At 37.9% G+C, this 26,116-nt stretch carries 31 protein-coding genes; 24 read left to right on the top strand and 7 right to left on the bottom strand.

Translation table 11 applies throughout. The features are described 5' to 3' along the window. The first annotated feature begins 22 nt into the window (after positions 1-22). Positions 23-475: a helix-turn-helix transcriptional regulator gene (locus H514_RS0109820; RefSeq protein WP_027446814.1), complete on the top strand. Its 453-nt coding sequence runs from the start codon at positions 23-25 to the stop codon at positions 473-475. Positions 476-516: 41 nt separating this feature from the next. On the opposite strand, the gene H514_RS0109815 is transcribed toward H514_RS0109820, so the two are convergent. Continuing rightward, a complete protein-coding gene (locus tag H514_RS0109815; protein ID WP_027446813.1) occupies positions 517-765 on the bottom strand; it encodes a ferredoxin in 249 nt (82 codons plus the stop codon). A gap of 190 nt (positions 766-955) precedes the next feature. Here H514_RS0109815 and H514_RS0109810 point away from each other — a divergent pair, with 190 nt between their 5' ends. Genes H514_RS0109810 through H514_RS0109795 form a run of 4 tightly spaced genes read left to right on the top strand, consistent with a single transcriptional unit; the run spans position 956 to position 4,780 of the window. Beyond that, positions 956-1,984 (top strand): YpbB family protein, encoded by a 1,029-nt coding sequence (locus H514_RS0109810; RefSeq protein WP_027446812.1) that lies wholly within the window; start codon positions 956-958, stop codon positions 1,982-1,984. 13 nt (positions 1,985-1,997) lie between these two features. Beyond that, entirely contained in the window at positions 1,998-3,554 is a 1,557-nt protein-coding gene (locus H514_RS0109805; RefSeq protein WP_027446811.1) for a RecQ family ATP-dependent DNA helicase, read from the top strand. After that, positions 3,532-4,113: a CPBP family intramembrane glutamic endopeptidase gene (locus H514_RS0109800; RefSeq protein WP_027446810.1), complete on the top strand. Its 582-nt coding sequence runs from the start codon at positions 3,532-3,534 to the stop codon at positions 4,111-4,113. The genes H514_RS0109805 and H514_RS0109800 overlap by 23 nt, the downstream gene beginning before the upstream one ends. Before the next feature lie 4 nt (positions 4,114-4,117). Further along, positions 4,118-4,780 (top strand): LysM peptidoglycan-binding domain-containing protein, encoded by a 663-nt coding sequence (locus H514_RS0109795; protein ID WP_027446809.1) that lies wholly within the window; start codon positions 4,118-4,120, stop codon positions 4,778-4,780. A 54-nt stretch (positions 4,781-4,834) separates the two neighbouring features. Here H514_RS0109795 and H514_RS0109790 read toward each other — a convergent pair whose 3' ends face one another. Genes H514_RS0109790 through H514_RS0109780 form a run of 3 tightly spaced genes read right to left on the bottom strand, consistent with a single transcriptional unit; the run spans position 4,835 to position 5,919 of the window. Then, on the bottom strand, positions 4,835-5,404 hold the full coding sequence (locus H514_RS0109790) for a manganese catalase family protein (protein WP_027446808.1): 570 nt from the start codon (positions 5,402-5,404) through the stop codon (positions 4,835-4,837). A 39-nt stretch (positions 5,405-5,443) separates the two neighbouring features. Beyond that, on the bottom strand, positions 5,444-5,707 hold the full coding sequence (locus H514_RS0109785) for a spore coat protein CotJB (protein ID WP_027446807.1): 264 nt from the start codon (positions 5,705-5,707) through the stop codon (positions 5,444-5,446). Further along, complete coding sequence (locus H514_RS0109780) at positions 5,704-5,919, bottom strand: spore coat associated protein CotJA (protein WP_027446806.1); 216 nt, start codon at positions 5,917-5,919, stop codon at positions 5,704-5,706. The genes H514_RS0109785 and H514_RS0109780 overlap by 4 nt, the downstream gene beginning before the upstream one ends. Positions 5,920-6,085: 166 nt before the next feature. Here H514_RS0109780 and H514_RS0109775 point away from each other — a divergent pair, with 166 nt between their 5' ends. From H514_RS0109775 to H514_RS0109745, 7 genes are all read left to right on the top strand, one after another. After that, the gene (locus tag H514_RS0109775; RefSeq protein ID WP_027446805.1) at positions 6,086-6,718 is read left to right on the top strand and encodes a CBS domain-containing protein; all 633 of its coding nucleotides are present in this window, start codon (positions 6,086-6,088) and stop codon (positions 6,716-6,718) included. Between the two features lie 57 nt (positions 6,719-6,775). Then, positions 6,776-7,159 (top strand): hypothetical protein, encoded by a 384-nt coding sequence (locus tag H514_RS0109770; RefSeq protein ID WP_027446804.1) that lies wholly within the window; start codon positions 6,776-6,778, stop codon positions 7,157-7,159. Then, the gene (locus H514_RS22850) at positions 7,160-7,894 is read left to right on the top strand and encodes a metallophosphoesterase (protein WP_051255100.1); all 735 of its coding nucleotides are present in this window, start codon (positions 7,160-7,162) and stop codon (positions 7,892-7,894) included. Positions 7,895-7,987: 93 nt separating this feature from the next. Next, positions 7,988-8,896: a MerR family transcriptional regulator gene (locus tag H514_RS0109760; RefSeq protein WP_027446803.1), complete on the top strand. Its 909-nt coding sequence runs from the start codon at positions 7,988-7,990 to the stop codon at positions 8,894-8,896. A 113-nt stretch (positions 8,897-9,009) separates the two neighbouring features. Beyond that, positions 9,010-9,591: a genetic competence negative regulator gene (locus tag H514_RS0109755; protein ID WP_027446802.1), complete on the top strand. Its 582-nt coding sequence runs from the start codon at positions 9,010-9,012 to the stop codon at positions 9,589-9,591. Positions 9,592-9,967: 376 nt separating this feature from the next. Further along, complete coding sequence (locus H514_RS0109750) at positions 9,968-11,248, top strand: Glu/Leu/Phe/Val family dehydrogenase (RefSeq protein WP_027446801.1); 1,281 nt, start codon at positions 9,968-9,970, stop codon at positions 11,246-11,248. A gap of 101 nt (positions 11,249-11,349) precedes the next feature. Continuing rightward, entirely contained in the window at positions 11,350-12,327 is a 978-nt protein-coding gene (locus tag H514_RS0109745) for a YpdA family putative bacillithiol disulfide reductase (RefSeq protein WP_027446800.1), read from the top strand. Between the two features lie 535 nt (positions 12,328-12,862). Here the strand turns inward: H514_RS0109745 and H514_RS0109740 are convergent. Beyond that, entirely contained in the window at positions 12,863-13,831 is a 969-nt protein-coding gene (locus H514_RS0109740; RefSeq protein WP_027446799.1) for an asparaginase, read from the bottom strand. Positions 13,832-13,923: 92 nt separating this feature from the next. Between H514_RS0109740 and prsW the strand changes: the two genes are divergently transcribed. Then, positions 13,924-14,613: a glutamic-type intramembrane protease PrsW gene (gene prsW, locus H514_RS0109735; RefSeq protein WP_027446798.1), complete on the top strand. Its 690-nt coding sequence runs from the start codon at positions 13,924-13,926 to the stop codon at positions 14,611-14,613. A 185-nt stretch (positions 14,614-14,798) separates the two neighbouring features. Here prsW and H514_RS0109730 read toward each other — a convergent pair whose 3' ends face one another. Then, entirely contained in the window at positions 14,799-14,999 is a 201-nt protein-coding gene (locus tag H514_RS0109730; RefSeq protein ID WP_027446797.1) for a hypothetical protein, read from the bottom strand. A 190-nt stretch (positions 15,000-15,189) separates the two neighbouring features. Here H514_RS0109730 and sleB point away from each other — a divergent pair, with 190 nt between their 5' ends. From sleB to fni, 8 genes are all read left to right on the top strand, one after another. Next, positions 15,190-16,020 carry a spore cortex-lytic enzyme gene (gene sleB / locus H514_RS0109725; RefSeq protein WP_027446796.1) on the top strand — a complete coding sequence of 277 codons (831 nt, stop codon included), beginning with the start codon at positions 15,190-15,192 and terminating at the stop codon, positions 16,018-16,020. A gap of 18 nt (positions 16,021-16,038) precedes the next feature. Beyond that, positions 16,039-17,376: a germination protein YpeB gene (gene ypeB / locus H514_RS0109720; protein WP_027446795.1), complete on the top strand. Its 1,338-nt coding sequence runs from the start codon at positions 16,039-16,041 to the stop codon at positions 17,374-17,376. Between the two features lie 266 nt (positions 17,377-17,642). Next, positions 17,643-18,308 (top strand): flagellar brake protein, encoded by a 666-nt coding sequence (locus H514_RS0109715; protein WP_027446794.1) that lies wholly within the window; start codon positions 17,643-17,645, stop codon positions 18,306-18,308. A gap of 57 nt (positions 18,309-18,365) precedes the next feature. Then, complete coding sequence (locus H514_RS0109710) at positions 18,366-18,566, top strand: DUF5359 family protein (protein WP_027446793.1); 201 nt, start codon at positions 18,366-18,368, stop codon at positions 18,564-18,566. A 138-nt stretch (positions 18,567-18,704) separates the two neighbouring features. Further along, the gene (gene cmk / locus H514_RS0109705; RefSeq protein ID WP_027446792.1) at positions 18,705-19,379 is read left to right on the top strand and encodes a (d)CMP kinase; all 675 of its coding nucleotides are present in this window, start codon (positions 18,705-18,707) and stop codon (positions 19,377-19,379) included. A 12-nt stretch (positions 19,380-19,391) separates the two neighbouring features. Continuing rightward, entirely contained in the window at positions 19,392-19,973 is a 582-nt protein-coding gene (locus H514_RS0109700; protein WP_027446791.1) for a lysophospholipid acyltransferase family protein, read from the top strand. Between the two features lie 95 nt (positions 19,974-20,068). Continuing rightward, positions 20,069-21,205, top strand: a complete 1,137-nt coding sequence (gene rpsA / locus H514_RS0109695) for a 30S ribosomal protein S1 (protein WP_036842915.1) — start codon at positions 20,069-20,071, stop codon at positions 21,203-21,205. Between the two features lie 15 nt (positions 21,206-21,220). Further along, positions 21,221-22,252, top strand: coding sequence for a type 2 isopentenyl-diphosphate Delta-isomerase (gene fni / locus H514_RS0109690; protein WP_027446789.1), 1,032 nt, complete (start codon positions 21,221-21,223; stop codon positions 22,250-22,252). Positions 22,253-22,425: 173 nt separating this feature from the next. On the opposite strand, the gene H514_RS24310 is transcribed toward fni, so the two are convergent. After that, the gene (locus tag H514_RS24310; RefSeq protein WP_081672986.1) at positions 22,426-22,560 is read right to left on the bottom strand and encodes a YpzI family protein; all 135 of its coding nucleotides are present in this window, start codon (positions 22,558-22,560) and stop codon (positions 22,426-22,428) included. 108 nt (positions 22,561-22,668) lie between these two features. On the opposite strand from H514_RS24310, the gene H514_RS0109680 reads away from it, so the two are divergent. The 3 genes from H514_RS0109680 (at position 22,669) to H514_RS0109670 (ending at position 25,814) form a co-directional block, all read left to right on the top strand. Beyond that, a complete protein-coding gene (locus H514_RS0109680; protein ID WP_027446788.1) occupies positions 22,669-23,271 on the top strand; it encodes a YphA family membrane protein in 603 nt (200 codons plus the stop codon). Positions 23,272-23,465: 194 nt separating this feature from the next. Then, complete coding sequence (gene der / locus H514_RS0109675) at positions 23,466-24,776, top strand: ribosome biogenesis GTPase Der (RefSeq protein ID WP_027446787.1); 1,311 nt, start codon at positions 23,466-23,468, stop codon at positions 24,774-24,776. A 15-nt stretch (positions 24,777-24,791) separates the two neighbouring features. Next, positions 24,792-25,814 (top strand): NAD(P)H-dependent glycerol-3-phosphate dehydrogenase, encoded by a 1,023-nt coding sequence (locus H514_RS0109670; RefSeq protein ID WP_027446786.1) that lies wholly within the window; start codon positions 24,792-24,794, stop codon positions 25,812-25,814. The last annotated feature ends 302 nt before the right edge of the window (positions 25,815-26,116 follow it).

Below are 26,116 nucleotides of genomic sequence, written 5' to 3'. Positions count from 1 at the left end.
TAAGATTGGAATGGTGACACAAATGGATCAACAAATGATCGTTGAACAACTATCGTCAAAACTAAAGCTTGTACGTGTTGAAAAAGGGTACACACAAGATCGAATGGCAGTGATATTAGGAATTTCTAAAAAAACACTTGTCCAAATTGAAAAGGGTCGTACTGAAGCAGGGTGGACGACTATGGTTGCAATGTGTGCACTATTTCGAGATAGCGAAGTCATACAAAATACACTTGGAGCTGACCCAATTGAGGTTGTGGAAACAGTAGCTCATGAGCATGTTGATCGTCCTAGACAACGAACTATGGGTGGTAAAGTATGGTGGGCAAAAGTAGAAGAACGAGGTGGCTTTACACTTCAGCAAAACGTAATTAGCCAACATTATCGAATAATCGATGACCAATTCTACCGATATTTTAGTACTTTCGATCAAGGAGAAGCGCAAGAAAAATTAAAAGAACTTTCAAATTCATAATATAAAAATCCCTCCACTTACTAGTGAAGGGATCAAATCATTTATTCAAACTTCGTTGCATCTCCGTCAAATGGTTCATCTGCAATTTTGATGGAATCTGTTGGACAACCATCAAAGGCATCTTCCATGTCTTCATGAAGAACTTCTGGAATTTCAACGATTCCTTGGTTATCGTCAAGTGTCACGTATGCAATACCTTCATCATCGTAATCATAGATATCTGGAGCCGCCGCACCACATGCACCGCAAGCAATGCAGGTCTCTTTGTCAACAATTGTGTACTTAGCCATGTCTCATACCCTCCTATAAAATCATGATCCGAAAAGGATCTATTAATACATATATAAGTATCCTGATTTGGAAACATTCGCCTCAATCTTATTGTAAAGCTACTTTTTAAACTTTTCAACATTAAATCGTCTATAGGGCGGGACCATATCAGGATATAAAATTTCGCTTAAAAAAAGTGAGGTCGCTACATTGTTTCAATATTTAATCATACATAGTATTTCCGCATTTAAAGGTGAACGGACAGAAGCTGCCATCTATCATATGCTTGTAGGTAAACGATCTTCCCAAACGTTCCAGGATATTCACGCTTATAACCTCACTTCTTTTTTTGGAATTTGCCGCTCACTCAAGAGAGAAGAGCTACACCAAGAACTTATGGATCTTCAAGCTAAAGGGTTTATTCAAGAGGAGCAGGGGCAATACCTCGTTACATCGCTTGGGTTATCTGAAATACAACGTGACGCTGTCGAGGAACTTCAATGGCTAAATGGTTTACAATACCATCAAATGGACCAACTGTTTTGGTCGCGATTTTTATTATTTGTTCAGACAGCCTCAAATATTGAACAAGGTCAAAATCAATTTATTCCAATCGATGAACGAAAAGAGATTTTACAATGGGTGAAAGCAAAGTATCAACATGAAAAACATGATTTACAAAATCTCCTCGATCACCTATACAATGAACTGTACAACTTGTTTTCTCAGTTCCCTTCATGGCTTGCAGAACTTTTGACTCAACGAATGACAGGTGGACATCGATATGGATTGAGTAAAGAGCAGCTCGCTTTTCATTTTAATTTAAAAAAGCTAGATGTAGATGTTTATATAACATCAGCCATACACTTTCTGCTTCAGAATGTTTTGAACGCTCCTCAATCTTATCCATTTCTTTTTGGCTTTTGTAATGACTTGGTTCAAGAATTGCCTATAACTCAATCGGCTAAAAAAACGTTAGAGTTACTACGAAAAGGTCACACTTTTGAAACCATTACGAGAATTAGACGATTAAAAACCAGTACAATACAAGATCATATCGTTGAAATTGCCTTGGTGGACCCTTCTTTCTCAGTTGAACAATTTGTTTCAACCGATGCGGTACAAAACATTTCCCGTGTGGCAAATCACTTAAACACCAACAAATTAAAGGTTATTAAAGAAAACTTAGAAGAAGAATATAGTTATTTTCAGATCCGTTTAGTATTAGCATCACAGTAGAGGTGGATGATTTATGGAAAAATTACGATTAGAAGATCATTTACAACGAGCTTTTGGCTTTACTTCTTTTCGTGAAGGGCAAAAAGAAATTATTGAAGACTTAATGAAAGGAGAGGACGTACTAGGTATTCTACCAACAGGAACTGGTAAGTCCATGTGCTATCAACTACCTTCTATACTTATGGAAGGGACAGTCCTGGTCGTATCACCTCTTATTTCATTAATGGTTGACCAAGTAAAGCAACTCAAACAGCAAGGTTATAAACGGGTCACAGCTATTAACAGTTTTCTTGATTTTCAACAAAAAAAAGATATCATGACAAGACTGAACGCTTATCAATTAATTTATTGTTCACCTGAGATGCTTCAGAATAATCACTTCTTACAACAGCTTGAGGACCAAGTAAATGTTTCTCTTTTTGTCATTGACGAAGCTCATTGTATTTCACAATGGGGGCATGAGTTTCGACCAGATTATTTAAAGCTAGATCGAGTGTTACGACGTTTAGGGGAACCTCGAGTTCTTGCATTAAGTGCAACAGCTCCTATGGTCGTTCAACAGGATATTATGGCGCAAATCGGCCGACCAAATATGAAAAAGCACATTTATCCAATGGATCGTGAAAATATTGCTTTTGTTATAGAGCACTTAGAGGGCATGCAAGATAAACTGGATCGAATGAAACAGGTGTTATCTGAAGGCCGTGTACCAGCTATGATTTACTTTACCAGTCGGCAATGGACAGAAAAGGCTGCTTATGAGTTATCCCATGCTTTAAGTGATTTAAGGGTTGCCTTTTATCATGGAGGTATGGAACAAACAGACCGTTTATTGATACAACAACAATTTATGAACAATCAATTGGATGTAATATGCTGTACAAGTGCCTTTGGTATGGGGGTGAACAAGCCGGATATTCGATTGATTATTCATGCACATATTCCTTCTCAAGTAGAATCATTTTTACAAGAAATAGGACGAGCGGGACGAGATGGGAAGCAAAGTGTTAGTTTAACGTTGTATGCACCGGGAGATAGTGAAATTCCTCGAAAGTTATTTGAAAGTGAGCTACCAGATGAATACACAATTCATAAAGTCATGAACTATTTAGCTAATCTTGCCAATGAAAACAAGCTCCTCCCACTTCAAGATAGTGAAGTAGAATCATTTTTAGAAATTAATGAAATTCATTGGAGGTTTTTAAAATATCAATTTGAGAAACATGATATGATAGATGGAAGAAGTATTCTTTATGATAAATATGAATGGAATAAAACGTTTCAACATATTCAAGCTTTTATTGTAGAAAGAATGAATCTGAAACAGCAGAAACTATCATGGTTGCTTCATTGGATCCATCAAAATGAATGTAGACGAACATTTTTGTATGAGCCCTTTCAATCTTCTCTAAAAGAGCCAACGGGGTTCTGTTGTGATCATTGCGATTTCCGTTTTGATGAATGGGTTGTAGAACATCAACAACCTGCCCCAAAAACATCGGATTGGGAAATGGAGCTAAAAAGGATTTTTGTACAAGGGGATTATAATGAAGTGGACAAATCAAGCTGAAATCATCAAACAATTATCTGATCGGCAAGTGGTCAATCATCTATATTTAACTCAAGGAATTATCCTTGCGATTACTATGATTGCAAGTATATTTTTATTTCCTTCATTGACGAAATGGCTTGATTTATGGAAGTATGATGTTAATGAAATCTTAATTTATGGTGTTTCAGCAGGGTTCTTAGTTATTATTATTGATGTATTATTAATGATTTGTCTACCTAAACGATTTTATGATGATGGAGGAATTAATGAAAAAGTATTCCGAAGTCGTCCGGTTTTCGAAATATTATGGATTGCTTTCCTTGTTGCTTTTGCAGAGGAACTCTTGTTTAGAGGTATACTGCATACAACATTTGGCTATATTACGGCAAGCATTGCTTTTGCTTTCATTCATCTTCGCTATTTAACAAAACCAGTTTTACTCATCTCTGTTCTTTTAATTAGCTTCTATTTAGGCTGGATGTTTGAAGTTACAAACAATTTACTTGTCACCATTACAGCACATTTTATAATTGATTTTATCTTAGGACTTATGATTCGTTTTAAAATAATGGGGTGATCGGATGTCGAATTCGTCTGAACAGTTTGAAGATCAAGCTCAAGTGCTTAGACAAAGAATGCATCATACGAATGAAGAAAGTATGGAAGAAAAAGCAGGTGACCATAAGTACGCAGATGCAAATGAAGAGGAGTTGAATGTTTTAAATCTCCCACCAAGAAGTGAAACACATAAAGATAAAAAAACAGGGTATAAGTGGAAAGTTCGTTATCCGCTTATTCGCCTTTTAATTGTGTTATTTATTATACTTGTATTATTAATTCCGATATACAACTTATGGGGAAAGCAGGATGAATCAGGGGGATCACTTGGATCTGTTCAATCTGCTAAAGCTTCAGATGCGAGTTATATGATGGAGTTAACGCGACAGAAAAAATCACCAGAAACTGGATTGGGCTTAAAAAATGAAGAGGAAAAAGGAACAAGTGTAAAAACATCAGATACTTCTGAAAGAAATAGCGAAAAGGGAAATAAGGATGACGTTGCTTCCACTAAAGATGGTGCAACCATTACATATCAGGAATATGTTGTAAAGGAAGGGGACACCTTATTCTCCATCTCAATGAAATTTTATAATAGTAAAGATGGAGAAAAACGTATTATAAGAGCAAACCATTTAGAAGCAGAAGAAATCTATGTTGGTCAGACGCTTCTTATCCCTAAATAGTTACATAATGAAAGGACTGCCTCCATTTATTTAGGAGAACAGTCCTTTTTTCTTTTAGAAGTAAATCTGCTTATCTCTTTCTTCTTTTAATATCTCAACAGCCTCCCGGAAGCGTTGAGAGTGTATAATTTCTCTTTCTCTTAGGAATTTTAGTCCATCATTTAAGTCAGGATCATCTGACATATTGATGATCCATTGATAGGTGGCTCTTGCTTTTTCTTCAGCAGCAATGTCTTCGTAGAGGTCAGCGATCGGGTCTCCTTTTGCCTGAATGTATGATGCTGTCCAAGGAACTCCGGCAGCATTATGATAAAACAATGCTTTATCATGAGTTGCATAATGTGCACCAAGTCCTGCTTCTTTCATTTGCTCTGGAGTTGCATCCTTAGTCAATTTATACACCATTGTTGCAATCATTTCCAAATGAGCAAATTCTTCAGTACCGATATCTGTTAGCAAGCCAATTACTTTATCAGGAATTGAATATCTCTGGTTTAAGTATCGTAGTGCTGCTGCTAACTCTCCATCAGCACCACCGTATTGTTCAATTAAAAATTTTGCTAAACGAGGATTACAAGTGCTTACACGCACTGGGTACTGGAGCTTTTTTTCGTAATTCCACAAAAGAAATGACCTCCTTTTCTATATCTCATCATTAAACCTCTAAACTTGCCAAGGCCATGGGGCATCATCCCAGTTCCATGGATAGCCAGAGTAACTTTTACCATATTGCATTAACGGTCCATACAGTTCCTCATATTGTTTCCTTAATTGTTTACTCTGTTTGGCAAAATGATTGAATTGCTGAATGGCGTTGTAATCGTTAGGATGTGTATCTAAATACAATGTTAGTTCCACTAAAACAAAATCCACTGCTTGAAGCTCTTCTAGCAATTCATAATATTCTGGAGGTAATGTTCTACTCATTCTTCTTCCCTCCCATCACTTGGATACGGGCTATAAAATGCAGGCCATAGCGTGCCGCAATGTAATGCTTGGCGAGGTGAATACTGTTCCATATTTGGTGGTTGGAAGCCTATATAAAGGTTAGGTGGAGTTTGGTAACTTTTAACGCGCATAGGAGGGCAAGGATCAAATGGACCTATATATGGATTCCAATACTTCACTTGTGTAAACACATTAGTCGCTCCTTTCTATACGTAGTCAAATGTACATTCACCTCATGTTTATGGCTTGATAACTTGTCTCATTCGAAAAGAAATAATTGATTAAGGGAGGGATTTTTTAATCTCTATCGAAATATAAGTTACATGTAATGATTATTTGTCATAAGAGGTGAAGGCTATGTTCGTAAAAAGTATGATGAAACCAGCACACAAAACATTAGTTACGAATGGTGATGCAACATTAGGAGAGGTTTTGGATAGGTTGAATGAGAAGGATTTCCAGGGGATGCCAGTAATTGAAGACGGTAAATTCCTAGGCTTAATTTCAAGACAAATGATTTATCAAGCATTCTTTAAAAGTGATTTAGACAGAGATACATTCTTAAAAGAGAAAAAAGTGCAGGAGTTTTATGGTCAATCGGATCTATATATTACAGAAGATGATGTCTTCGAGCATACATTAACTGCATTTAAAGGGTTTCCAATCATAGCTGTCATCGACAAAGATAAGAAGTTTCTAGGTATTGTAAGTCGCTATGATGTCATTGAACAATTTGAAAGTGCTTTCGGAATGAAGCGAGCAGGTGTTCGAATTGCATTTACTTCTGAGGAATCCGAGGGGAGAATTCTGCGACTATCTGAAATTGTAAAGCAATATCATGAAAATATTATTTCATTAGCTACCTTTGATGAGACGGATAAGTTAGCTCGTCGAATTGTACTTAAAATTGAAAAGAAAAATAATATTGATCGCTTTGTTAATCGACTTGAAAAAGCCGGTTTTCGTATATTAGATGTCAAAGAAGGTTAAGACAGTTTGACTATACACCTCCCTATAGACATATCTTGTCTTTAGGGAGGTGTTTTCATGATGATCATGCTATTTTGGGGAGGAATCGCTCTAACAGGGTGTTTTTTCTCCATTTTAGTAATTCCTTTTGCACAAGTCCCTTTAACTATGGATTCAATTATGCTTTGTGTTTTATATCCTGTAGATTTCTTCTTAGGAAGTGTGGCTTTTTTTATTAGTTTTATTAGTCATGCTCTTCTTTTGCAGCAGATTTTTTTGATTGAAAAATCTTCTCCCGTCAAATCAATCATAGGACTAATCCTTTACGTAACTCCTATAACCTTAATCCAATATTCTGTTAAGATTGTTTTGTTTTTTTTCGTATTTTCATTTATGTATTCTCTTCTTACGTTATTGTCTTATAGAAAACAACATAAGAAAACAATTAAGGAGCGGGGTTAATTGTACATTATTGGTGGAATAATTGCTTTTGTGGTGATATTGTTAGTTCTTTATAGATATTGTTTTGTTCAACATGATCAAGTTGTTCGAACCCATTTTGTATGCCATGACTTTCCGAAGACCTTTGGAGAGGTGTGTATATTCTTTATTACGGATATTGGTTCAAGAAAAGTTTTGTCTGAAACAATAGAGAGCATCAATGAAAAGGTGGATATGGTGATTATTGGAGGCGACCTTTCCAATAAACGTGTACCTCATTCAAAAGTGCGTGATAATATTCAAACACTTCAAATGCTTCAAGTTCCTCTATTCTTTGTGTGGGGAGACCGTGACTATGAAGGGGATTATCGTGAGTTAGATGCCATGCTATTGGATTGTAATGTCACTATCTTGGCTAATTCTGGAGTTAACTTTGAATCTTCAAAAGGGGAAATGATTAGTTTAATTGGATTAGATGATTTAAATCACAGGAAAGTGAATGCAAAATATGCTTTCCAAGATGCTAAAGGATCCTTTAAAATACTAGCTACTCACAATATTAAGTCTTTCTTTACATTAGATCCTTCAGAAAGGGAGCAGGTCCAAGTTGTTTTAAGCAGCTCCTCTCATGGATCTATAGATCATGAGAGTTCCCAAACCCAGTTCTTGAGTAGTCGGAGTTATCAAGCTTCTCGTTTGTCATCTTTATTTAGTGGAAGTGGAAACTGTTATGTAGTAACGATGCAATCTACCTAATGCTCTGCAAAGGTTATTCAAATGTCGTACGTATTTTACACAAGGCTGAAATTGGCGTATAATAAAGGAAATAACGCTTTGGAGGACATACGTATGGGTAGCACGCAAGGGAAGTATAACATCAAAGCTGTATCAAACATGCTAGGAATCCAACCTGGTACATTACGTGCCTGGGAAAGACGGTATAAAATGATACGGCCTAACCGAAATGAAGCGGGGCATCGGTTGTATACTGATGAACACATAAAGATATTAAAGTGGCTAATTGATAAAGTGAATCGTGGTTTTACAATATCTCAAGCTGTTTCCATATTAGAAAATAATCAGAACCATTTGGCTAGCACTGAGCAAAATGAATCTGTTCAACAAGATCAAATCGAATCTTTTTCAGAAGAAATTCTAGAAGCATTACTTTCATTTAATGAACAGGAAGCTCATAAAAAGTTGGATTATGTATTTAGTATTTTTTCACCGGAAAAAGTTGCGATCGAAATCATTGGCCCATCCTTAGTAAAGATAGGCCAATTGTGGGAAGAGAATCAAATAACAAGTGCTCATGAACATTTTGCAACCAATTTCTTGCGTTCTCGTATAGGAATGATGCTTATTTCTCTTCCTACAGATCAATTGCTCCCTAAAGCGATTTGTGTTTGTGGACCGAATGAAAAGCATGAGTTAGGATTGCTTATCTTCACCTTATTTCTGAAGCGTAAGGGATATGATGTGATCTATTTGGGACAAAGCATTGCACCTAGTGATGTGGATGTCATTATTGAAGAAGTTGAGCCTAAGTTTTTATTTATGTCATGCACGATGAAGAAAAATATTCCAGTAACCGTTGATTTAGCAAAGGCTTTACAGGATACATTTCCAAACCTCAAGATAGGTCTTGGTGGATATGCTTATGACATGTTACCAGAAGAAGAAAAGCAACGTATCGAACCATTTATCGTTGGGGGAAGTAAGGAAGAATGGGAGAAATGGCTTGCAAATGTTTTGTAAAAAAACTTGTCCCCCTGGCTTTTCCATCATATACTTTATTAAACAGCACCATTTTGCCAAAATAAACATATACTAAGATAAGAAATTGAAATGCATTCAGGGGGGATGAATGAATGCGTCTTGAGAAGCTTTCTCACAATAAATTCAAGATTTTTCTCACGTTTGATGATCTTGTAGAGCGTGGAATAACTCGGGATGATTTATGGTATGACTTACCTCGAGTACACCAGTTATTTCACGATATGATGTACGAAGCTACAGATGAATTAGGAATTGAGCTTTTTGGGATGTTGTCTGTTCAGGTTCATTTGCTACAAGCTCAGGGCATGTTAATAGTCGTTACCCAAAATGATCAATTAGATGATGACTTTGATGATGATTACATTGAAATGAAAGTAACATTGGATGAAAGTAAAGAAATGATTTTTGCTTTTGGTACTTTTGAGGATATTATACAAGTAAGTCAGCATTTACATCATTTAGGTTTAGATGGAGGAGAAGTCCACCATTTTGATGACTATTATTACATGCGGTTAGATGAGGAGGACCTGAAAGAACAAAATCGTGAACATATCATTGCGATTATGTCCGAGTTTGCATCACCCAGTACAATAACGAAACATCGATTGTTGGAATATGGAAAGCCAATTTTTAAAGAGTTAGCCATTCAACAAATAATTAAATATTTTTATTAAATGAGATCGATCGAAGTAGTGGTCGATCTTTTTTTGAAAAAGGGTTTAAAGTCGTCTCAAATAGCGGAACTTATACATATCAGCCGAAATTTTCACGAAAAAATTCTTCAATAAAGGATGTTTTGAGTACAATATTTCAATTGAACATGTTAGGATAATGAAGAATATAGTAATAGCACATATTAATAGTTGAAAAAGGTTATTGAAAGTTTACGAAAAGGAACTTATAATGAAATCGCTTACATGTTTATTGGATACAGTTACATGAAAATCTTCTTTTTCTTGTTTGCATAATCAATTAGAACATGTATACTATTCTCTGAAAGAAAAGGGAATGGACTTAGATTGAACTGAATTTTCATGGGAGGTTAGTTCATTGGTAGCCGATAAAGCAGCAGACTCTGGAAACGAAAATAATGACAAACTAGATGTATTAAAGTCTACACAAACCGTTGTAAGTAATGCCCTTGATAAGCTTGGGTATCCGAAAGAGGTATTTGATTTATTAAAAGAACCTGTTCGAATGATGACAGTTAGAATTCCTGTACGAATGGACGATGGCTCTATAAAGATTTTCACGGGCTACCGTGCTCAACATAATGACGCAGTTGGACCAACAAAGGGTGGTGTACGCTTTCACCCCAATGTAACTGAAAAAGAGGTAAAAGCTCTCTCAATTTGGATGAGTCTTAAAGCTGGAATTGTCGACTTACCTTATGGTGGGGGTAAAGGTGGTATCCTATGTGATCCACGTGAGATGTCATTCCGAGAGCTAGAAGGTTTGAGCCGAGGCTATGTTCGTGCTATTAGCCAAATTGTTGGACCAAACAAAGACATACCAGCTCCTGACGTGTTCACGAATTCTCAAATTATGGCTTGGATGATGGATGAGTATAGCCGAATTGATGAATTTAATAATCCAGGATTTATTACAGGAAAACCACTTGTTTTAGGAGGTTCTCACGGTAGAGAATCTGCTACAGCAAAAGGGGTTACCATTTGCATAGATGAAGCAGCAAAGAAAAAAGGTATTAACATTGAAGGAGCTCGCGTTGTCATTCAAGGGTTTGGTAATGCAGGAAGTTTCTTAGCTAAGTTTATGTATGATGCAGGAGCGAAAGTTATTGGTATTTCGGATGCGCAAGGTGCATTACATGATCCAGAAGGTTTAGATGTTGAATATTTACTTGATCGTAGAGATAGTTTTGGTACTGTGACCAACTTATTTAAAAACACGATTACAAATGAAGAATTGCTTGAATTAGATTGTGATATTCTAGTTCCGGCCGCAATTGAGAACCAGATTACAGAAGACAATGCTCATAATATAAAGGCTTCTATCGTAGTTGAAGCGGCAAACGGCCCTACTACTATGGAAGGGACACGCATTCTCTCTGAACGTGATATCTTACTTGTTCCGGATGTTTTAGCTTCAGCTGGTGGCGTAACCGTTTCGTATTTCGAATGGGTTCAGAATAACCAGGGTTATTACTGGAGCGAGGAAGAAGTAGAAGAGAAGCTTCATAAGGTTATGGTAAAAGGATTTAATACGGTTTATAACACAGCAGATACGAGACGTATTGATATGCGTTTGGCTGCTTATATGGTCGGTGTAAGAAAAATGGCTGAAGCGGCACGTTTCCGTGGATGGATTTAGGTTGAATCTTTTTAGAGCATCTCCTATCATTATATTGGTGGGAGATGTTTTTTTATTTTATTGGAATTTAATGCTTGTTAACTATAGAGGAGTGAACTTTTGTGCAAACCGAAGAAGTAATCATCATAGGAGCTGGGCCATGTGGAATGTCTACAGCAATCGAACTACAGGAGAGAGGGATTAACCCACTCCTTATTGAAAAAGGGAATGTTGTAAACTCTATTTATCATTATCCAACACACCAAACATTTTTTAGTTCAAGTGAGAAACTTGAAATTGGTAAGGTACCCTTCATTACAGAACATAAAAAACCAGTACGTAATCAAGCTTTAGCATATTATCGTTCTGTTTCTAGAAGAAAAGAACTACGTGTGAACACATATGAACGTGTGATGAAGGTTCATAATACAGGGGAAGGCTTTGAAGTTTGTACTGAAAAGCAATCTGGTGAACAGACATTTTACAAAGCCAATCAAGTAGTCATTGCTACAGGCTATTACGACCAACCGAACTACATGGGGATAGAAGGGGAAAACCTAGATAAAGTGAGTCACTACTTCAAAGAAGCTCACCCATACTTTGGGAAAAATGTAGCGATAATTGGTGGTAAAAACTCTGCTGTAGATGCAGCGCTAGAGCTAGTGAAAGCAGAAGCAAATGTAACGGTCTTGTATAGAGGATCCGATTATTCGAAAAGTGTTAAGCCATGGATCTTACCTGAGTTTACTGCACTAGTAGATAAAGATGTCGTGTCTATGGAATTTAATGCGAATGTTACTAAAATCGATACAGATCACATTTACTATCAAGTTGGAGGTAAAGAAAAAGTCATCGAAAATGATTTCGTTTTTGCTATGACAGGTTACCGTCCTGATCACGGATTTCTACAAAAAATGGGTGTAACCATTGATGAAGAAACTGGAAGACCAACCTTTAATGAAGATACGATGGAAACCAACGTACCTGGAATTTACATTTCAGGTGTTATTGCAGCTGGTTATAACAATAATGAGATTTTTATTGAAAATGGGCGTCACCATGGTGAACATATCGCGAAAGATATAACAGGAAAAGAATAAAAAAGTTCCGCTACCTAACCTTGAAGGATAGGATAGCGGAACTTTTATTGTTAAGGAGTAAGGAAAGTATAAGTTGGTAGCTCTACGATGTCTAGCTCCAGCGCCCAGCAACGAATGGACTTGGGCCCACACGACGTGGGTCAGATCGGTGTTGTCACAGGACGTGACGAACTTGGGCCTACAGGATGTAGGTCAGATCGGTGTTGTCACATGACGTGACGAACTTGGGCCTACAGGATGTAGGTCAGATCGGTGTTGTCACATGACGTGACGAACTTAACCGATCTTCCTTATTACTTTCTCCGTACGATAAGTCAACATCGATTCGCTAAGGCTCATCGTGTTTCCTTTACACATTTGATGACATGAAATTTTAGCAAAGAAGTAAATCGACGGAGTTAAAATTTCTAGGTTAAAGTACCACGGCAACTAAGCTTCTGTCTGCGCCTATCGGCTTGCCAATCAGCAAGTTTGGTTAATCGTACTACGGGCTCAGTCCAGTCCCTTCGTTGCTAAACGGGCACTTGCGCCTTTCTTAAGCAAACATCGCCATCAGTTCATTATGATTATCTGTCATTTCTAACGCAATCAGTAGTTTAATTCTCGCCTTCGGACCAGTTAAGCCGTTTGAGAAAATAACGCCCATGTCTTTTAATGAGCTACCCCCACCTTCATAGCTATAAACATCTTGTACGATGCCTTGGTAGCAACGGGAGACAAGAACTATAGGTACTCCTTGATCTAATAGTTGTTTTAAGGGTTCTACAATCGTTGGTGGAACATTTCCTTGCCCAAGTGCTTCTATTACCAGGCCATCTATACCAGCGTTCTCAAAGGCTTCGAAAATAGAGCCTTCCATACCAGCATAGGTTTTAACAAGGCCAACATGTTTGTTTAAATGTTGTACTGGATAGGATTCTCTTCTCGTTAATGAATGGTGGAATAAGATATTTCGCTTTGTAATAATTCCAATAGGACCATATTGTGGGCTTTGAAATGTAGCAATGTTACTTGTTGAAGTTTTTGTAACGTTTTTAGCTGTGTGAATCTCATCATTCATAACAACTAAAACCCCTTTATCCTGGGCTTCTTCAGAGCATGCTACTCTGACTGAAGTCATAAGGTTATATAGTCCATCAGAACCAACTTCATTAATTGACCTCATTGCACCCGTTACAATAACGGGTTTACGTGTTTGTAAGTAAATGTCGAGAAAAAAAGCAGTCTCTTCAAGTGTATCTGTTCCATGGGTCACCACAATTCCGTCAATATCTTCATTAGCAAGGCGTTCATGAATTCTTTTTCCTAGCGTAAGCATATGGTTAGGAGTCATATGTGGAGACGGAATATGGAATAAAACTTCATCTTGTATATCTGCTATCCCAGATAAAGAAGGTAACACTTCTAGAAGTGGATGCTCTCCTTCTGGAGCAACTTCTCCTGTTTGTTTGTTTTCCTTCATGGAGATCGTACCGCCAGTATGTATAATTAGAATTTTTTTCATTACCATCACCTACAGTTTTCTTTCAATATTTTCTTTCTACTACGTTCATGATACGATGAATGGGATAGAATTGGAAGGGGGGAGGAACGGTTGTGTTTACATTGTTATCAGCGGCTATTGCACCAGGTCTGTCGTTAATGTCATTCTTTTACTTAAAAGACCGTTTCGACCATGATCCTATTTCAATGATTATACGTACATTTATAATGGGAGCCCTTCTGGTGTTTCCGATTATGTTCATCCAATATGCATTTGAGACTGAAGGTGTTGCTCAAGCAGCATGGAGTCAATCTTTCCTCCTCTCGGGCTCTTTGGAAGAATTCTTTAAATGGTTTATATTTTTATATGTCGTTTATAAACATACATCGTTTAATGGTCATTATGATGGTATATTATATGGTGTTTCGATTAGTTTAGGGTTTGCAACGGTAGAGAATATTCTGTATTTGTTTGCAAATGGTATTGAAGTTGCCATGGGAAGAGCATTATTCCCCGTTTCTTCTCATGCGTTATTTGGAGTTCTTATGGGGTATTATATGGGTAAGGCCAAAACTTCAAATATTCAGTCGAAAAAGTCTAAACTACTCGTAGTATCGTTGTTTCTTCCTATAATTTTGCACGGATTTTATGACTTGATTTTAGAAATGTGGAGCACGTATTGGATTTATATTTTAACTCCATTTATGATTTTATTATGGTTACTTGCCCTTCGTAAGGTGAAAATAGCAAATGAGTATCGTATAAAAGTAGTTCCGATAGAAAAGAAAAAATGGAATGCGTAAAGCCTGCTTAATTGTAGGCTTTTTTGTTTGGATTTTTATACATTAAAGCCCCCTATTGTTGAAGACTTGGTTTCGAGATAAAGTGCGAGGCGGTAGTGCAGGGGGGCGAGGGAATTCGGCGTCTACCCGAGGGATTCTGTCGCCTACCCGAGGGATTCCGTCGCCTACCCGAGGGATTCCGTCGCTTACCCGAGCGATTCCGTCGTCTGAGCGAATCCGTCGCTTACCCGAGAGAATCTGTCGCTTACCCGAGCGAATCCATCGCCTACCCGAGGGATTCCGTCGCTTACCCGAGCGAATCCGTCGCTTACCCGAGCGATTCCGTCGCTTACCCGAGCGAATCCATCGCCTACCCAAGGGAATACTATTCCTTCCCACGAGAACATAGCCCCCAGCACTGCATAAATGCAACGGACTCCTCTCAGTTTCAAGTCTTCAACATAACTGCCATTTAACTGAATAATCTTTCTATCTATATCTCAACTGCTAAGCTTTCTTTTTTATGTATAAATCTACGTGAGTATCAGAAACTATTGTGGACAATACTGATTCTCAAATTGCAGGAGGAGCGGCAGGATGATATTAATAAAACGTGTATCTATGATCATGATTGTGGCTTTGCTAGCGATCTCGATTACATCTAGCGGAGACAATGAATCTCATGCATTTAGTCAGCGTATTTTACAAAAAGGCGCAACAGGTGATGATGTTATTGAACTCCAATCTAGACTCCAATATATCGGATTTTATGAAGGGAATATTGACGGTGTATTTGGATGGGGGACCTATTGGGCGTTACGAAACTTCCAAAAGGATTTCGGTTTAACTGTAGATGGATTAGCAGGGCCCACAACCAAGCAAAAATTGATTAGTGTTACGAACTATGATAAGCAATATGTGAAGCGGAAAATTGCAGCTGGTGAAGACGTGAACTATTACGGTGGAGCCCCAAGGGATGGACAAACCAATCAAGGAGGAACTCAGCAAGGAAATCAAGGTGGAGGAGGAAAAGAAGCAGCGCAACCTACCTCGGTTAATGTTCCTACTGGTTATTCCCAAAATGATATTAAACTGATGGCAAACGCTGTCCATGGAGAGGCCCGTGGAGAGCCATATGTCGGTAAAGTTGCAGTTGCTGCGGTTATTATTAACCGTGTTGTGAGCTCAACATTCCCAAATAGCGTATCTGGCGTTATTTTTGAACCGCGTGCATTTACCGCAGTAAGTGACGGTCAAATTTGGTTAACTCCAGATGAATCGGCTAAAAAAGCTGTTATGGACGCAATGAATGGGTGGGACCCATCTGGAAATGCACTTTATTATTTTAACCCGAACACTGCGACCTCTGATTGGATATGGAGTCGTCCTCAAATAAAAGAAATCGGAAAGCATATCTTCTGTAAATAAGTGAAAGGATGTGTCAAAATGATTCGTTGGCTGTTAATTGCCGTGTTAACGGTTGGGATAACAGGAACAGCTGTATGGGGCTATCAAGAGCATCAAGAAAAAAATGCTATTTTAATTCAAGCAGAAAACTCCTATCAACGTGCCTTTCATGATTTAACATACCAATTAAATTTACTGCACGATAAGATTGGAACCACATTAGCTATGAATTCTCAAAAGCAGCTTTCTCCTCAGCTTGCTGAAATATGGAGACTTACATCAGAAGCACATAATGATGTTGGGCAATTACCATTAGCTTTAATGCCATTTAATAAAACGGAAGAGTTTTTGGCCAATATTGGAGAATTCAGCTATCGAACGGCGATTCGTGATTTAAATAAGAACCCTTTAAAAGATGATGAAGTTAAATTGTTAGAGAAATTATATGAACAATCAGGAAGTATAAAAAAACAACTCCGCAAGGTTCAATATATGGTCTTGAATGATAACCTTCGTTGGATGGACGTCCAATTAGCATTAGCGACAAATGAAAAATCTGATAATAAAATTATTGATGGATTTAAAACGGTCGAGAAAAATGTAGAGGGATACACAGAAGGTGATTTAGGGCCAACCTTTACAGGGGCATCCAAAGATAATCACAAGTATAGAAATATTTCAGGAGAAGACATTTCTGAAAAGCAAGCTAAAGAGAAGGCAACAGATATCTTTGAAGTACCAAAAGACGCAAAAGTCAATATTACAAAGAGTGGAAAAGGTGCAGATATACCAACTTATTCTGTATCATACCGAAGTAAAGGCAAAAATGGGTATATGGATTTATCTGTTCAAGGTGGTCACCCTATAAACGTTTTAGTAGAGAGAAATCTAAAAGAACCTTCGATCAGTTTGTATCAAAGCCTAGAGAAAGCTAAATCGTTCTTGAAAAAGAATAAATTTGATAGCATGGAACCTTATCAAAGCAGTCAATACGAAAACATAGGAGTCTTTGGCTTTTTGTATGTACAAGATCAGGTTAGGATTTATCCTGATTCCTTACAGGTGAAAGTTGCCTTAGATAACGGAGATATTTTAGGTCTCTCTGCACGTAACTTTTTAAAGAATCATCAAAAGCGCGACATCCCAGAGCCTTCACTTAGTGAAGAAGAAGCTCAGGAAAAAGTAAATCCGAGTGTGAAAATTCAAGAAAGTCATTTAGCTATTATCGAAAATGACTTAAATGAGGAAGTACTTTGTTATGAGTTCCTTGGTACCTTAGGTGGAAGTACTTATAGAATTTTCATTAATGCTGAAGATGGCATGGAAGAAAAGGTAGAAAAGTTAAAAGAAGCAGAAATGAATTTCGCTACGTCCTAAAAGGAAGGTGTTTTTACACCTTTCTTTTTTCACGTTAAAAAAGCATAAAACTTTAACAAAGAAGTAATTCGATGTAGTAAAAATTTTGAAAGAATGGAGTATAAGGGAAACTAAGCCTCTTTCTGGTCCTTGAAAGGCTTGTCAATCGCCAAGTTTTCTTTAACTACTTTAATTAATAGATAAAGTAGCTTGCGTGTTTCTTACTTTCTTTGACATAATATAGTGTAAAGTGTTAGGTCATTCTGATCAGGGGGAGAGGGAGTATTTTGTTAAAGATAGGTATGCCTATAACATTAGAACTAAAACATTCCGATCAGGAGGAGCCGGAAGTCTTTCGGTGTAAGTTAGTTGAGTACCACGATGATGTCTTGTACATAGATTATCCTGTGAATCAGACTACAGGTAAAACAGGTTTTTTCTTTGAAGGAACCCAATTTAAAGCGACATTTGTGGGGAAAGACGAATCGGTTTATGTATTTGAAACAGAAGTAAGAGGAAGAAAGAAACTAAACATTCCGGTTTTAGCATTGCATTTTCCAGGCAAAGAGCAAATTCTTCGGATTCAGCGTAGACAATATGTAAGGGTTGAAACAGCTGTAGATGTGTCTGTCCATCCTTCTACAGGATCTGGACCATCATTCACAAGTACTACAGTAGATATAAGTGGCGGTGGGGCAGCTGTCATTTCGTCTCCGAACTTAGAGGTTGAAGAGGAAGATCGAATAGAAGTATGGTTTGTGATTCCGTTAGCATCAGGTGAAACGCAGTATATTCAAACCTTATCTCGGGTTGTTCGTGTCTGGAAGGGGAATGCTAAGGAAAGAGATAAACTATCGCTTGAATTTGATGAGATTGACGAAAATGATCGTCAAATCATTATCCGTTTTTGTTTTGAGCGTCAGCTTGCTAATCGTAGACGAAGCGTTCTGTAAATCGAATAGATATAAAAGATCGGGGTAACACTATCCCTAAAAAGGTTGTTTTAGGGAATGAAACGAATTGAACGCTGGGTTCTTGTTCTCGTATTTTTTCATGCTGTGTTACTCATTATTGTGCAATGGATGATTCTTAAAACAGATATGGCACTATACATTAATCCTGTCTATGAATATTTTGGAGTAAACAAAATTCAAGATGGTAAAGTCATTGAAACAATAGACCAGTTCTTTCAAAATGTGTTATCATTTTGAGGAATACTCGGGTGCGTACACATGAACAAACAAGCAGGACCATCCTGCTTGTTTGTTTTATCCTTAGGGTTTTAAACTCAATTTGTAGAGTTACATATATAAAAAGAGAATAATTAGCAATGTGAAAGAGGGATTTTTATGGAGAAACCAATTGCAATTGCCATTGATGGACCAGCAGCTGCCGGTAAAAGTACAGTGGCCAAAATCGTCGCAAGCAAACTATCTTATGTCTATATTGACACTGGGGCAATGTATCGAGCATTAACTTATAAAGCCCTACAACAAGATCAATCTTTAGAAGATGAAAAAGCCATGTACCAATTACTTCAAAATACCATCATAGACTTGGTCCAAACGGAAGCTGGGCAGCTTGTTAAGTTAGATGGAGCCGATGTATCCTTGGAAATTCGAAACCAGGAAGTCACATCAAATGTATCCATAGTAGCTCAGCATGGTTCTGTGCGTGAGGAAATGGTAAACCGTCAAAGACAACTTGCTAAAAAAAGAGGCGTTGTAATGGATGGGAGAGACATCGGCACACACGTTATTCCAGATGCCGAGTTGAAAATCTTTTTAATAGCTTCCGTAGAAGAACGTGCAGAAAGAAGACATAAAGAAAATCAAGAAAAAGGATTTTCTTCTGATCTAGAAAAACTTAAAGATGAGATTCGAAAAAGGGATCAATTAGATTCAGAGCGAGAAGTATCGCCTTTATTGAAAGCTGATGATGCAATCGAAATTGATACAACTTCTTTAAGTATAGATGAAGTTGCTGGTAAAATATTAAGTAAGGTCGATGCGAAAAAAGACTAAGGGGAATGGGTTATGAGTTTATACACATTTGCAAAAAATGTTTGTGCTGCTATCTTTTATCCGAAATATAAAATAAAAGTAGAAGGGAAAGAAAACGTTCCTGATCAAGGTCCAGTTTTAATATGTTCGAATCATATTTCGAATTATGACCCTATTGTTGTAGGGATTACAGCCCCTCGAGACATTTATTTCATGGCGAAAGAAGAGCTTTTTGAGAAGAAAGCATTAGGTTGGTTGCTTCGTAAAATTCATGCTTTTCCAGTGAAAAGAGGAATGAAAGATCGAGAGGCGCTTCGAAAAGCACTAGGTGTTTTGAAAGATCAGAACGTTTTAGGTTTGTTTCCTGAGGGTACTCGAAGTAAAACCGGTGAACTCAAGAAAGGGTTGGCTGGAGCTGGGTTCTTCGCGCTTCGTTCTGAAGCGACTGTAATCCCTTGCGCTATTATCGGATCCTATAAAAGCAAAGAACCTCTTAGAGTCGTTTATGGAAAGCCTGTTCCGATGGCAGAATTAAGAGAGCGTAAAGCTTCCTCACAAGAGGTTACAGATGTCATAATGGGTGACATTCAGAAGCTTTTAGATCATAATAGATAATAGGATTTTTTGCTTGACAAAAAGCCATAAATGTTAGAAGTTAGAACAAAGAATAAAATTATGGCTGGTGGTGGCGGAACTAAGGAGGATTTTAAATGGACGAAATGAATCAAGGAATGGAAAACATGCCAAACCTAACTGTTGGAGATGTTGTGACAGGAAAGGTTGTTAAAGTTGAGGACAAGCAGGTTCTAGTTGATGTGGGTTATAAGGTAGATGGAATTATTCCAATCAGCGAGATCTCAAGCCTTCATGTAGAAAAGGCAGCAGATGTTGTCTCTGAGGGCGATGAATTAACGCTTAAAGTGAAAAAGGTTGAAGATGATGAAGTTGTATTATCTAAACGTGCTGTTGATGCAGATGCAGCATGGGAAGACCTTGAGTCAAAGCTTGAAACAGGCGAAGTATTTGAAGCTGAAGTGAAGGATATCGTAAAAGGTGGTCTAGTTGTAGATGTAGGTTTACGAGGATTCATCCCAGCTTCACTTGTTGAAACTTACTATGTTGAAGACTTTAATGAATATAAAGGACAAACACTAAAACTAAAAGTTATCGAACTTGATCGTGAGCAAAATCGTGTCATTCTTTCTCACAGCGCTGTTGTAGAAGATGAGAATGAATCGAGAAAGCAAGCGTTAATGCAATCTTTAGAAGAGGGCAAAGTTCTTGAAGGTACTGTACAGCGCCTTACAGACTTTGGTGCGTTTGTAGACATTGGTGGCATGGACGGCCTTGTGCATATTTCTCAGCTAGCTCATGAGCATGTTGATAAGGCTTCTGATGTAGTTGAAGAGGGCCAAAAAATCCGTGTGAAGGTTCTTTCAGTAGACCGTGACAATGATCGTATTTCACTGTCACTAAAAGATACGTTACCAGGACCATGGGATCAAGTAGAAGACAAAGTGCGCCCAGGTGATGTACTAGATGGTACTGTACGCCGTTTAGTGAACTTTGGTGCATTCGTAGAACTTCTACCTGGTGTTGAAGGTCTCGTTCACATTTCTCAAATTGCAAACCGCCATATCGGTACACCTCAAGAAGTTCTTGAAGAAGGACAAGAAGTGAAAGTGAAAGTTCTAGATGTAAATGAGGACGAAAAACGTATTTCTCTAAGCATCAAGGAACTTGAAGAAGACCAATCTCGTGCTGAAGTAGAGCAATACCAAAAAGATGATGATTCTGGTTTCCAACTAGGAGACTTCATTGGAGACGAACTAAACAAATTAAAATAATATTTGGTGATACTATTGAGTCGATCAAGAAGAAAATTAGAGCACATTAGACATGCGCTAAACCGCGAAGACATGGGTGTTAATAGCTTTGATGAAGTTGAAATCATTCATCAAAGCTTAACCGATATACATTGGGATGATATTTCTCTTCAGACTCAATTAGGCGAACTTTCTCTAAGTTCGCCTCTTTTTGTCAATGCCATGACTGGTGGCGGTGGTGAAAAAACTGAAGCCATTAATCGGGACTTAGCAATAGCAGCTCGAGAGACGGGGATTGCTCTTGCTGTAGGTTCTCAAATGTCTGCATTAAAAGATGAGAAAGAAAGGCAAACCTATCAAGTCGTTAGACGTGAGAACCCGGATGGGATTGTTTTTGCAAATATCGGTAGTGAAGCAACTCTAGAACAGGCTAAAATTGCAGTAGATATGTTAGAGGCTAATGCCTTACAAATTCACCTTAATGTCTTGCAAGAACTAATTATGCCTGAGGGAGATCGTGATTTTTCTGAACGACTCCGACAAATTGAAGAAATAGTCAAGGGTGTCGATGTTCCTGTTATTATAAAGGAAGTTGGCTTTGGAATTTCGATGGAATCTACAAGGCAATTGAAGGATATAGGTGTATCTTATATTGATGTGGGTGGAAAAGGTGGAACAAACTTTTCAAAAGTGGAGAATAAGCGTAGGAAGCAACCATTTGAATCCTTTAATCAATGGGGGATTCCAACTGCGATTTCCGTTAAAGAGGTTAAAAGCGTTTATCCTGAATGTAATGTGGTTGCATCAGGAGGTATGCGTAACGGCCTAGACGGTGCAAAAGCTTTTGTTTTAGGTGCTAATGCTTTTGGAATGGCAGGCCACCTACTTCGCATCTTAATTAAAGATGATCTCGAAACGTTAGTTGAAGAGATCAACCACATTCATCATGAATTTAAAATTGCAATGATGGTTTTAGGTGCAAAAGATACGTACATGTTAGACGGAAAACCACACATTTTTACAGGCCGTACAAAAGCATGGCTTGAGCAGCGTTCAACAGGTTTGTAAGTCTATATACTTTACATTATAAGAAGCTCAGAGTGTTCACTCTGAGCTTCGTTTTTGTGCTTTGAGAAAATTTAACTGTTGAAGAGGGTTAAAGTTTAAGGAAAAACATCGGTTTCGCCATTTTTGACGATAACCGTGTTTTTCTAATAATTAAAGGCTATTCAATAAAAGTCCTAGCGTTTTTGATCTTCACGAGCTTGTTCAGGTGTATCCATGTACGTGCTTCCTTTTGGATGTGATTTTGGATCGCGGTCGCTTTCAACACGACGTTCTTGTTTTAAGCGTTTTTCTTGTCTATCCTTTCCCATTAGAAAACCTCCCTTACCTTCCCTTATTGTGTATAGATTGAGAAGCTTTATACATGATTAGAATGGCGGCTTTTGTCCATAATGAGGAGTGAGATGGAGGAAATAATTATGGACGGCATATATTTTATTTATATCAATTGGCTTTTATGGGTTACAGTGTATTTCTTTATGCCTAAATCCCAAAAGCGTACAGGGATTTCAATCAGTTTGTTACTGCTTATCATTACCTTCTCTTTTGAGATTAAAATTAGTTTTATTCTAATCAATGTAGCTAATGTATGTATTACGATCATTTCAATAGTCGTAATAGCCATGCATGCAAAACAAATCAGAACCACTTGTTTAGCGTTATCGGTTTGTATAGGGTATGTTGGAGCCTTATTGTGGGAAATGGTGAGCCCGGTTTGGATATTTGCTCCACGCCTTCTCGTGTACTCATTGTTAGCTTTTCTGCTAATGCTGTTTATAAGCCATTCTATGTGGCTGAGAATGGCTATTTGGGGGCTTGGCGCTTCAGTAGGAGAAATCATCTATTCATTCATTCTTATGGATTATGGTTTCCAAGATGCTGCAGGTGACAAAGGCTTTTTGGATATCTATAGCGTTGTCATTGTACTGATTGTGATCACAAGTTTAGTTGGTAAGTTTACAACTTGGATGGAAAACACTATAACAGAAATTGTGAAACGAAAAGCTGGAATAAAGACGTAAATGAGATTCAACATTCCCTTTGATTGGGTATGGATAAAGAAAGCTCATGAAATATCACAGAACTTGGTATGATAAGAAAAACATTGTTACTTATCAAACCTTTTGCTAAAATAAAAAAGTTAAGTGTTCATGTAGAATGAACAAAAGAAACAAAAATATGAATAACGAAATTGAAAAGAAAGGGTGAACCTTTCATGAGAAAATCTGTAGTTGCAGTGGTAGGTCGTCCAAACGTAGGGAAATCAACAATCTTTAACAGACTTGTAGGTGAGCGTATTTCCATTGTGGAAGACACACCAGGAGTAACAAGAGACCGTATTTACTCTGAAGCAGAATGGTTAAATACCACTTTTAATATAATCGATACAGGTGGAATTGAATTAGGTGATGAACCTCTTCTTGTGCAAATGCGTGGACAAGCAGAGGTAGCAATTGATGAAGCGGACGTCATCCTCTTTATGGTAAACGGACGTGATGGAATTACAGGCGCAGATGAGGAAGTTGCCCGTCTGTTGTATAAATCAAACAAGCCTGTTGTTTTAGCTGTAAACAAAATTGATAATCCAGAAATGCAAGAAAAAATTTATGAGTTTTATGCACTTGGCTTCGGTGAGCCGTTCCCAATCTCGGGTACGCATGGGCTAGGTCTTGGAGACATGCTTGATGAAGTGGTTAAGCATTTTCCTGAGCGAGTTATGCCTGATGAAGACGATGATACCATTCATTTTAGCTTGATAGGTCGTCCGAACGTTGGAAAGTCTTCTCTTGTGAACTCAATTTTAGGTGAAGAGCGTGTCATTGTAAGTGAAATAGAAGGAACAACACGAGATGCTATTGATACATCATTCTCAAAAGATGATCGAGATTATGTCATTATTGATACCGCTGGTATGCGGAAAAAAGGGAAAGTGTATGAAACCACAGAAAAATATAGCGTACTCCGTGCGTTGAAAGCAATCGAACGTTCTGATGTCGTATTGGTTGTGCTTGATGCTGATACAGGTATTATTGAACAAGATAAAAAGATTGCTGGTTATGCCCATGAAGCAGGAAAAGGTGTCGTAATCGTTGTGAACAAATGGGATGCCATTGAAACTGACGATAAAACGATGAAAAAATTCGAAGATAAAGTTAGACAACAATTCCAGTTCCTTGATTATGCTCCAATTGTGTATCTATCAGCGAAAACGAAAAAACGTATGCACACTCTATTACCGAGCATTCTTCTAGCAAGTGAAAATCATACAAAACGTGTTCAAACGAATATATTAAACGAAGTAATCATGGATGCTTTAGCTTACAAACCAGTTCCATCCTTAAAGGGGCAGAAATTGAAAATCTTTTACGCAACACAGGTTTCCATACAACCACCAACCTTTGTTGTATTTGTAAATGATCCAGATCTTCTACACTTCTCCTATGAACGTTTCCTTGAAAACCGTATACGAGAAGCATTTGGATTCGAAGGAACACCGATTAAGATATACGCAAGACAAAGAAAATAGAGGAGGAATGTGCAAATGGCAAGTGTTGCAGTTCTTGGAGCAGGAAGCTGGGGAACAGCTTTATCCATTGTTTTAGCAGATAATCAACACGATGTTCGTTTATGGACTCATCGTAAAGAACAAGCAGATGAAATAAATACAAACAACAAGAATGAGCGATATTTAAAAGATGCAACGATTCCATCTTCAATAACAGCTTATACAGACCTCACTGAGGCAGTAAAAGATGTTACGGCCGTTGTTTTAGTGGTGCCAACAAAAGCAATACGAGAGGTATGTCAGCAGCTGAAAGAGGCACTTTCCAATAAGGTTACTCTTATTCATGCTACGAAAGGAATTGATCCCGATTCTCTAAAGCGTGTCTCCGAAATGATTGATGAAGAGTTGCCCGATAAATTATATGAAGATGTAGTCGTGCTAAGTGGTCCAAGCCATGCTGAAGAAGTAGGCTTACGTCAACCGACTACGGTTACGGTATCTTCCGCTACCATGTCTGAAGCAGAAAAGGCTCAAGACCTCTTTATCAATGAACACTTTCGTGTGTACACAAACCCTGATGTAATTGGTGTTGAACTTGGCGGTGCTCTCAAGAATATCATTGCTTTAGGTGCTGGTATTTCCGACGGATTGGGTTATGGAGATAATGCTAAATCTGCACTGATCACAAGAGGCTTGGCTGAAATTGCTAGACTTGGATCTTCAATGGGAGCAAAACCTCTCACATTTGCTGGTCTTACAGGCGTAGGAGACCTTATAGTAACTTGTACAAGTCCTCATAGTCGAAATTACCGTGCTGGACATATGCTCGGTAAGGGACAGCCTTTAGAAGAGGTTTTAGAGCATATGGGAATGGTGGTAGAAGGTGTTCGTACGACAAATGCCGCTTACCAATTATCTAAACAACAACAAGTTGAAATGCCAATAACAGCAGGTATTGAGGAAATTTTATTTAATCATGCGCATCCGAAAGATGTCGTTGACCAGCTTATGACAAGAGGACGTCGTCATGAAATGGAAGATCTTTCAAACATTTTATAAATAATACTTGTTTTTTGAAAGACCAATTATGAATCCGGTTTTCATCCAGGTGGATGAAAATCGGATTTTTTATTGTCTAGGAAATTATAAAATTTGTGACTTGTGCATAACTTTTTTAACGGGAGCGGGGCAACATCCAGCTCCAGCGCCCAGCAACAAATGGACTTCCCTCGCCTCCGTACGATAAGTCAACATCGATTCACCAAGGTTCATCGTGTTTCCTTTACACGTTTGTGACATGAAATTTTAACAAGGAAGAAAATCGACGTAGTTAAAATTTCTAGGTGAAAGTACCACGGCAA

Origin of the sequence: Pontibacillus marinus BH030004 = DSM 16465 (assembly GCF_000425225.1) — a bacterium.
GTDB classification, from domain to species: domain Bacteria; phylum Bacillota; class Bacilli; order Bacillales; family BH030062; genus Pontibacillus; species Pontibacillus marinus.
The sequence above is the reverse complement of the archived record's forward strand: the minus strand, read 5'-3'. Positions and strand labels throughout refer to the sequence as shown.

Coding starts and splice junctions, on each gene's coding strand:
- H514_RS0109740 (WP_027446799.1), bottom strand. CDS start 13,831: ATGAAAAAAATTCTAATTATACATACTGGCGGTACGATCTCCATGAAG.
- H514_RS0109680 (WP_027446788.1), top strand. CDS start 22,669: ATGGACGGCATATATTTTATTTATATCAATTGGCTTTTATGGGTTACA.
- H514_RS0109700 (WP_027446791.1), top strand. CDS start 19,392: ATGAGTTTATACACATTTGCAAAAAATGTTTGTGCTGCTATCTTTTAT.
- H514_RS0109770 (WP_027446804.1), top strand. CDS start 6,776: ATGATGATCATGCTATTTTGGGGAGGAATCGCTCTAACAGGGTGTTTT.
- H514_RS0109760 (WP_027446803.1), top strand. CDS start 7,988: ATGGGTAGCACGCAAGGGAAGTATAACATCAAAGCTGTATCAAACATG.
- sleB (WP_027446796.1), top strand. CDS start 15,190: ATGATATTAATAAAACGTGTATCTATGATCATGATTGTGGCTTTGCTA.
- H514_RS0109805 (WP_027446811.1), top strand. CDS start 1,998: ATGGAAAAATTACGATTAGAAGATCATTTACAACGAGCTTTTGGCTTT.
- H514_RS0109785 (WP_027446807.1), bottom strand. CDS start 5,707: ATGAGTAGAACATTACCTCCAGAATATTATGAATTGCTAGAAGAGCTT.
- H514_RS0109820 (WP_027446814.1), top strand. CDS start 23: ATGGATCAACAAATGATCGTTGAACAACTATCGTCAAAACTAAAGCTT.
- H514_RS24310 (WP_081672986.1), bottom strand. CDS start 22,560: ATGGGAAAGGATAGACAAGAAAAACGCTTAAAACAAGAACGTCGTGTT.
- ypeB (WP_027446795.1), top strand. CDS start 16,039: ATGATTCGTTGGCTGTTAATTGCCGTGTTAACGGTTGGGATAACAGGA.
- rpsA (WP_036842915.1), top strand. CDS start 20,069: ATGGACGAAATGAATCAAGGAATGGAAAACATGCCAAACCTAACTGTT.
- H514_RS0109755 (WP_027446802.1), top strand. CDS start 9,010: ATGCGTCTTGAGAAGCTTTCTCACAATAAATTCAAGATTTTTCTCACG.
- H514_RS0109795 (WP_027446809.1), top strand. CDS start 4,118: ATGTCGAATTCGTCTGAACAGTTTGAAGATCAAGCTCAAGTGCTTAGA.
- H514_RS0109800 (WP_027446810.1), top strand. CDS start 3,532: ATGAAGTGGACAAATCAAGCTGAAATCATCAAACAATTATCTGATCGG.
- der (WP_027446787.1), top strand. CDS start 23,466: ATGAGAAAATCTGTAGTTGCAGTGGTAGGTCGTCCAAACGTAGGGAAA.
- H514_RS0109815 (WP_027446813.1), bottom strand. CDS start 765: ATGGCTAAGTACACAATTGTTGACAAAGAGACCTGCATTGCTTGCGGT.
- H514_RS0109670 (WP_027446786.1), top strand. CDS start 24,792: ATGGCAAGTGTTGCAGTTCTTGGAGCAGGAAGCTGGGGAACAGCTTTA.
- H514_RS0109775 (WP_027446805.1), top strand. CDS start 6,086: ATGTTCGTAAAAAGTATGATGAAACCAGCACACAAAACATTAGTTACG.
- cmk (WP_027446792.1), top strand. CDS start 18,705: ATGGAGAAACCAATTGCAATTGCCATTGATGGACCAGCAGCTGCCGGT.
- H514_RS0109710 (WP_027446793.1), top strand. CDS start 18,366: ATGAAACGAATTGAACGCTGGGTTCTTGTTCTCGTATTTTTTCATGCT.
- H514_RS0109730 (WP_027446797.1), bottom strand. CDS start 14,999: ATGTTCTCGTGGGAAGGAATAGTATTCCCTTGGGTAGGCGATGGATTC.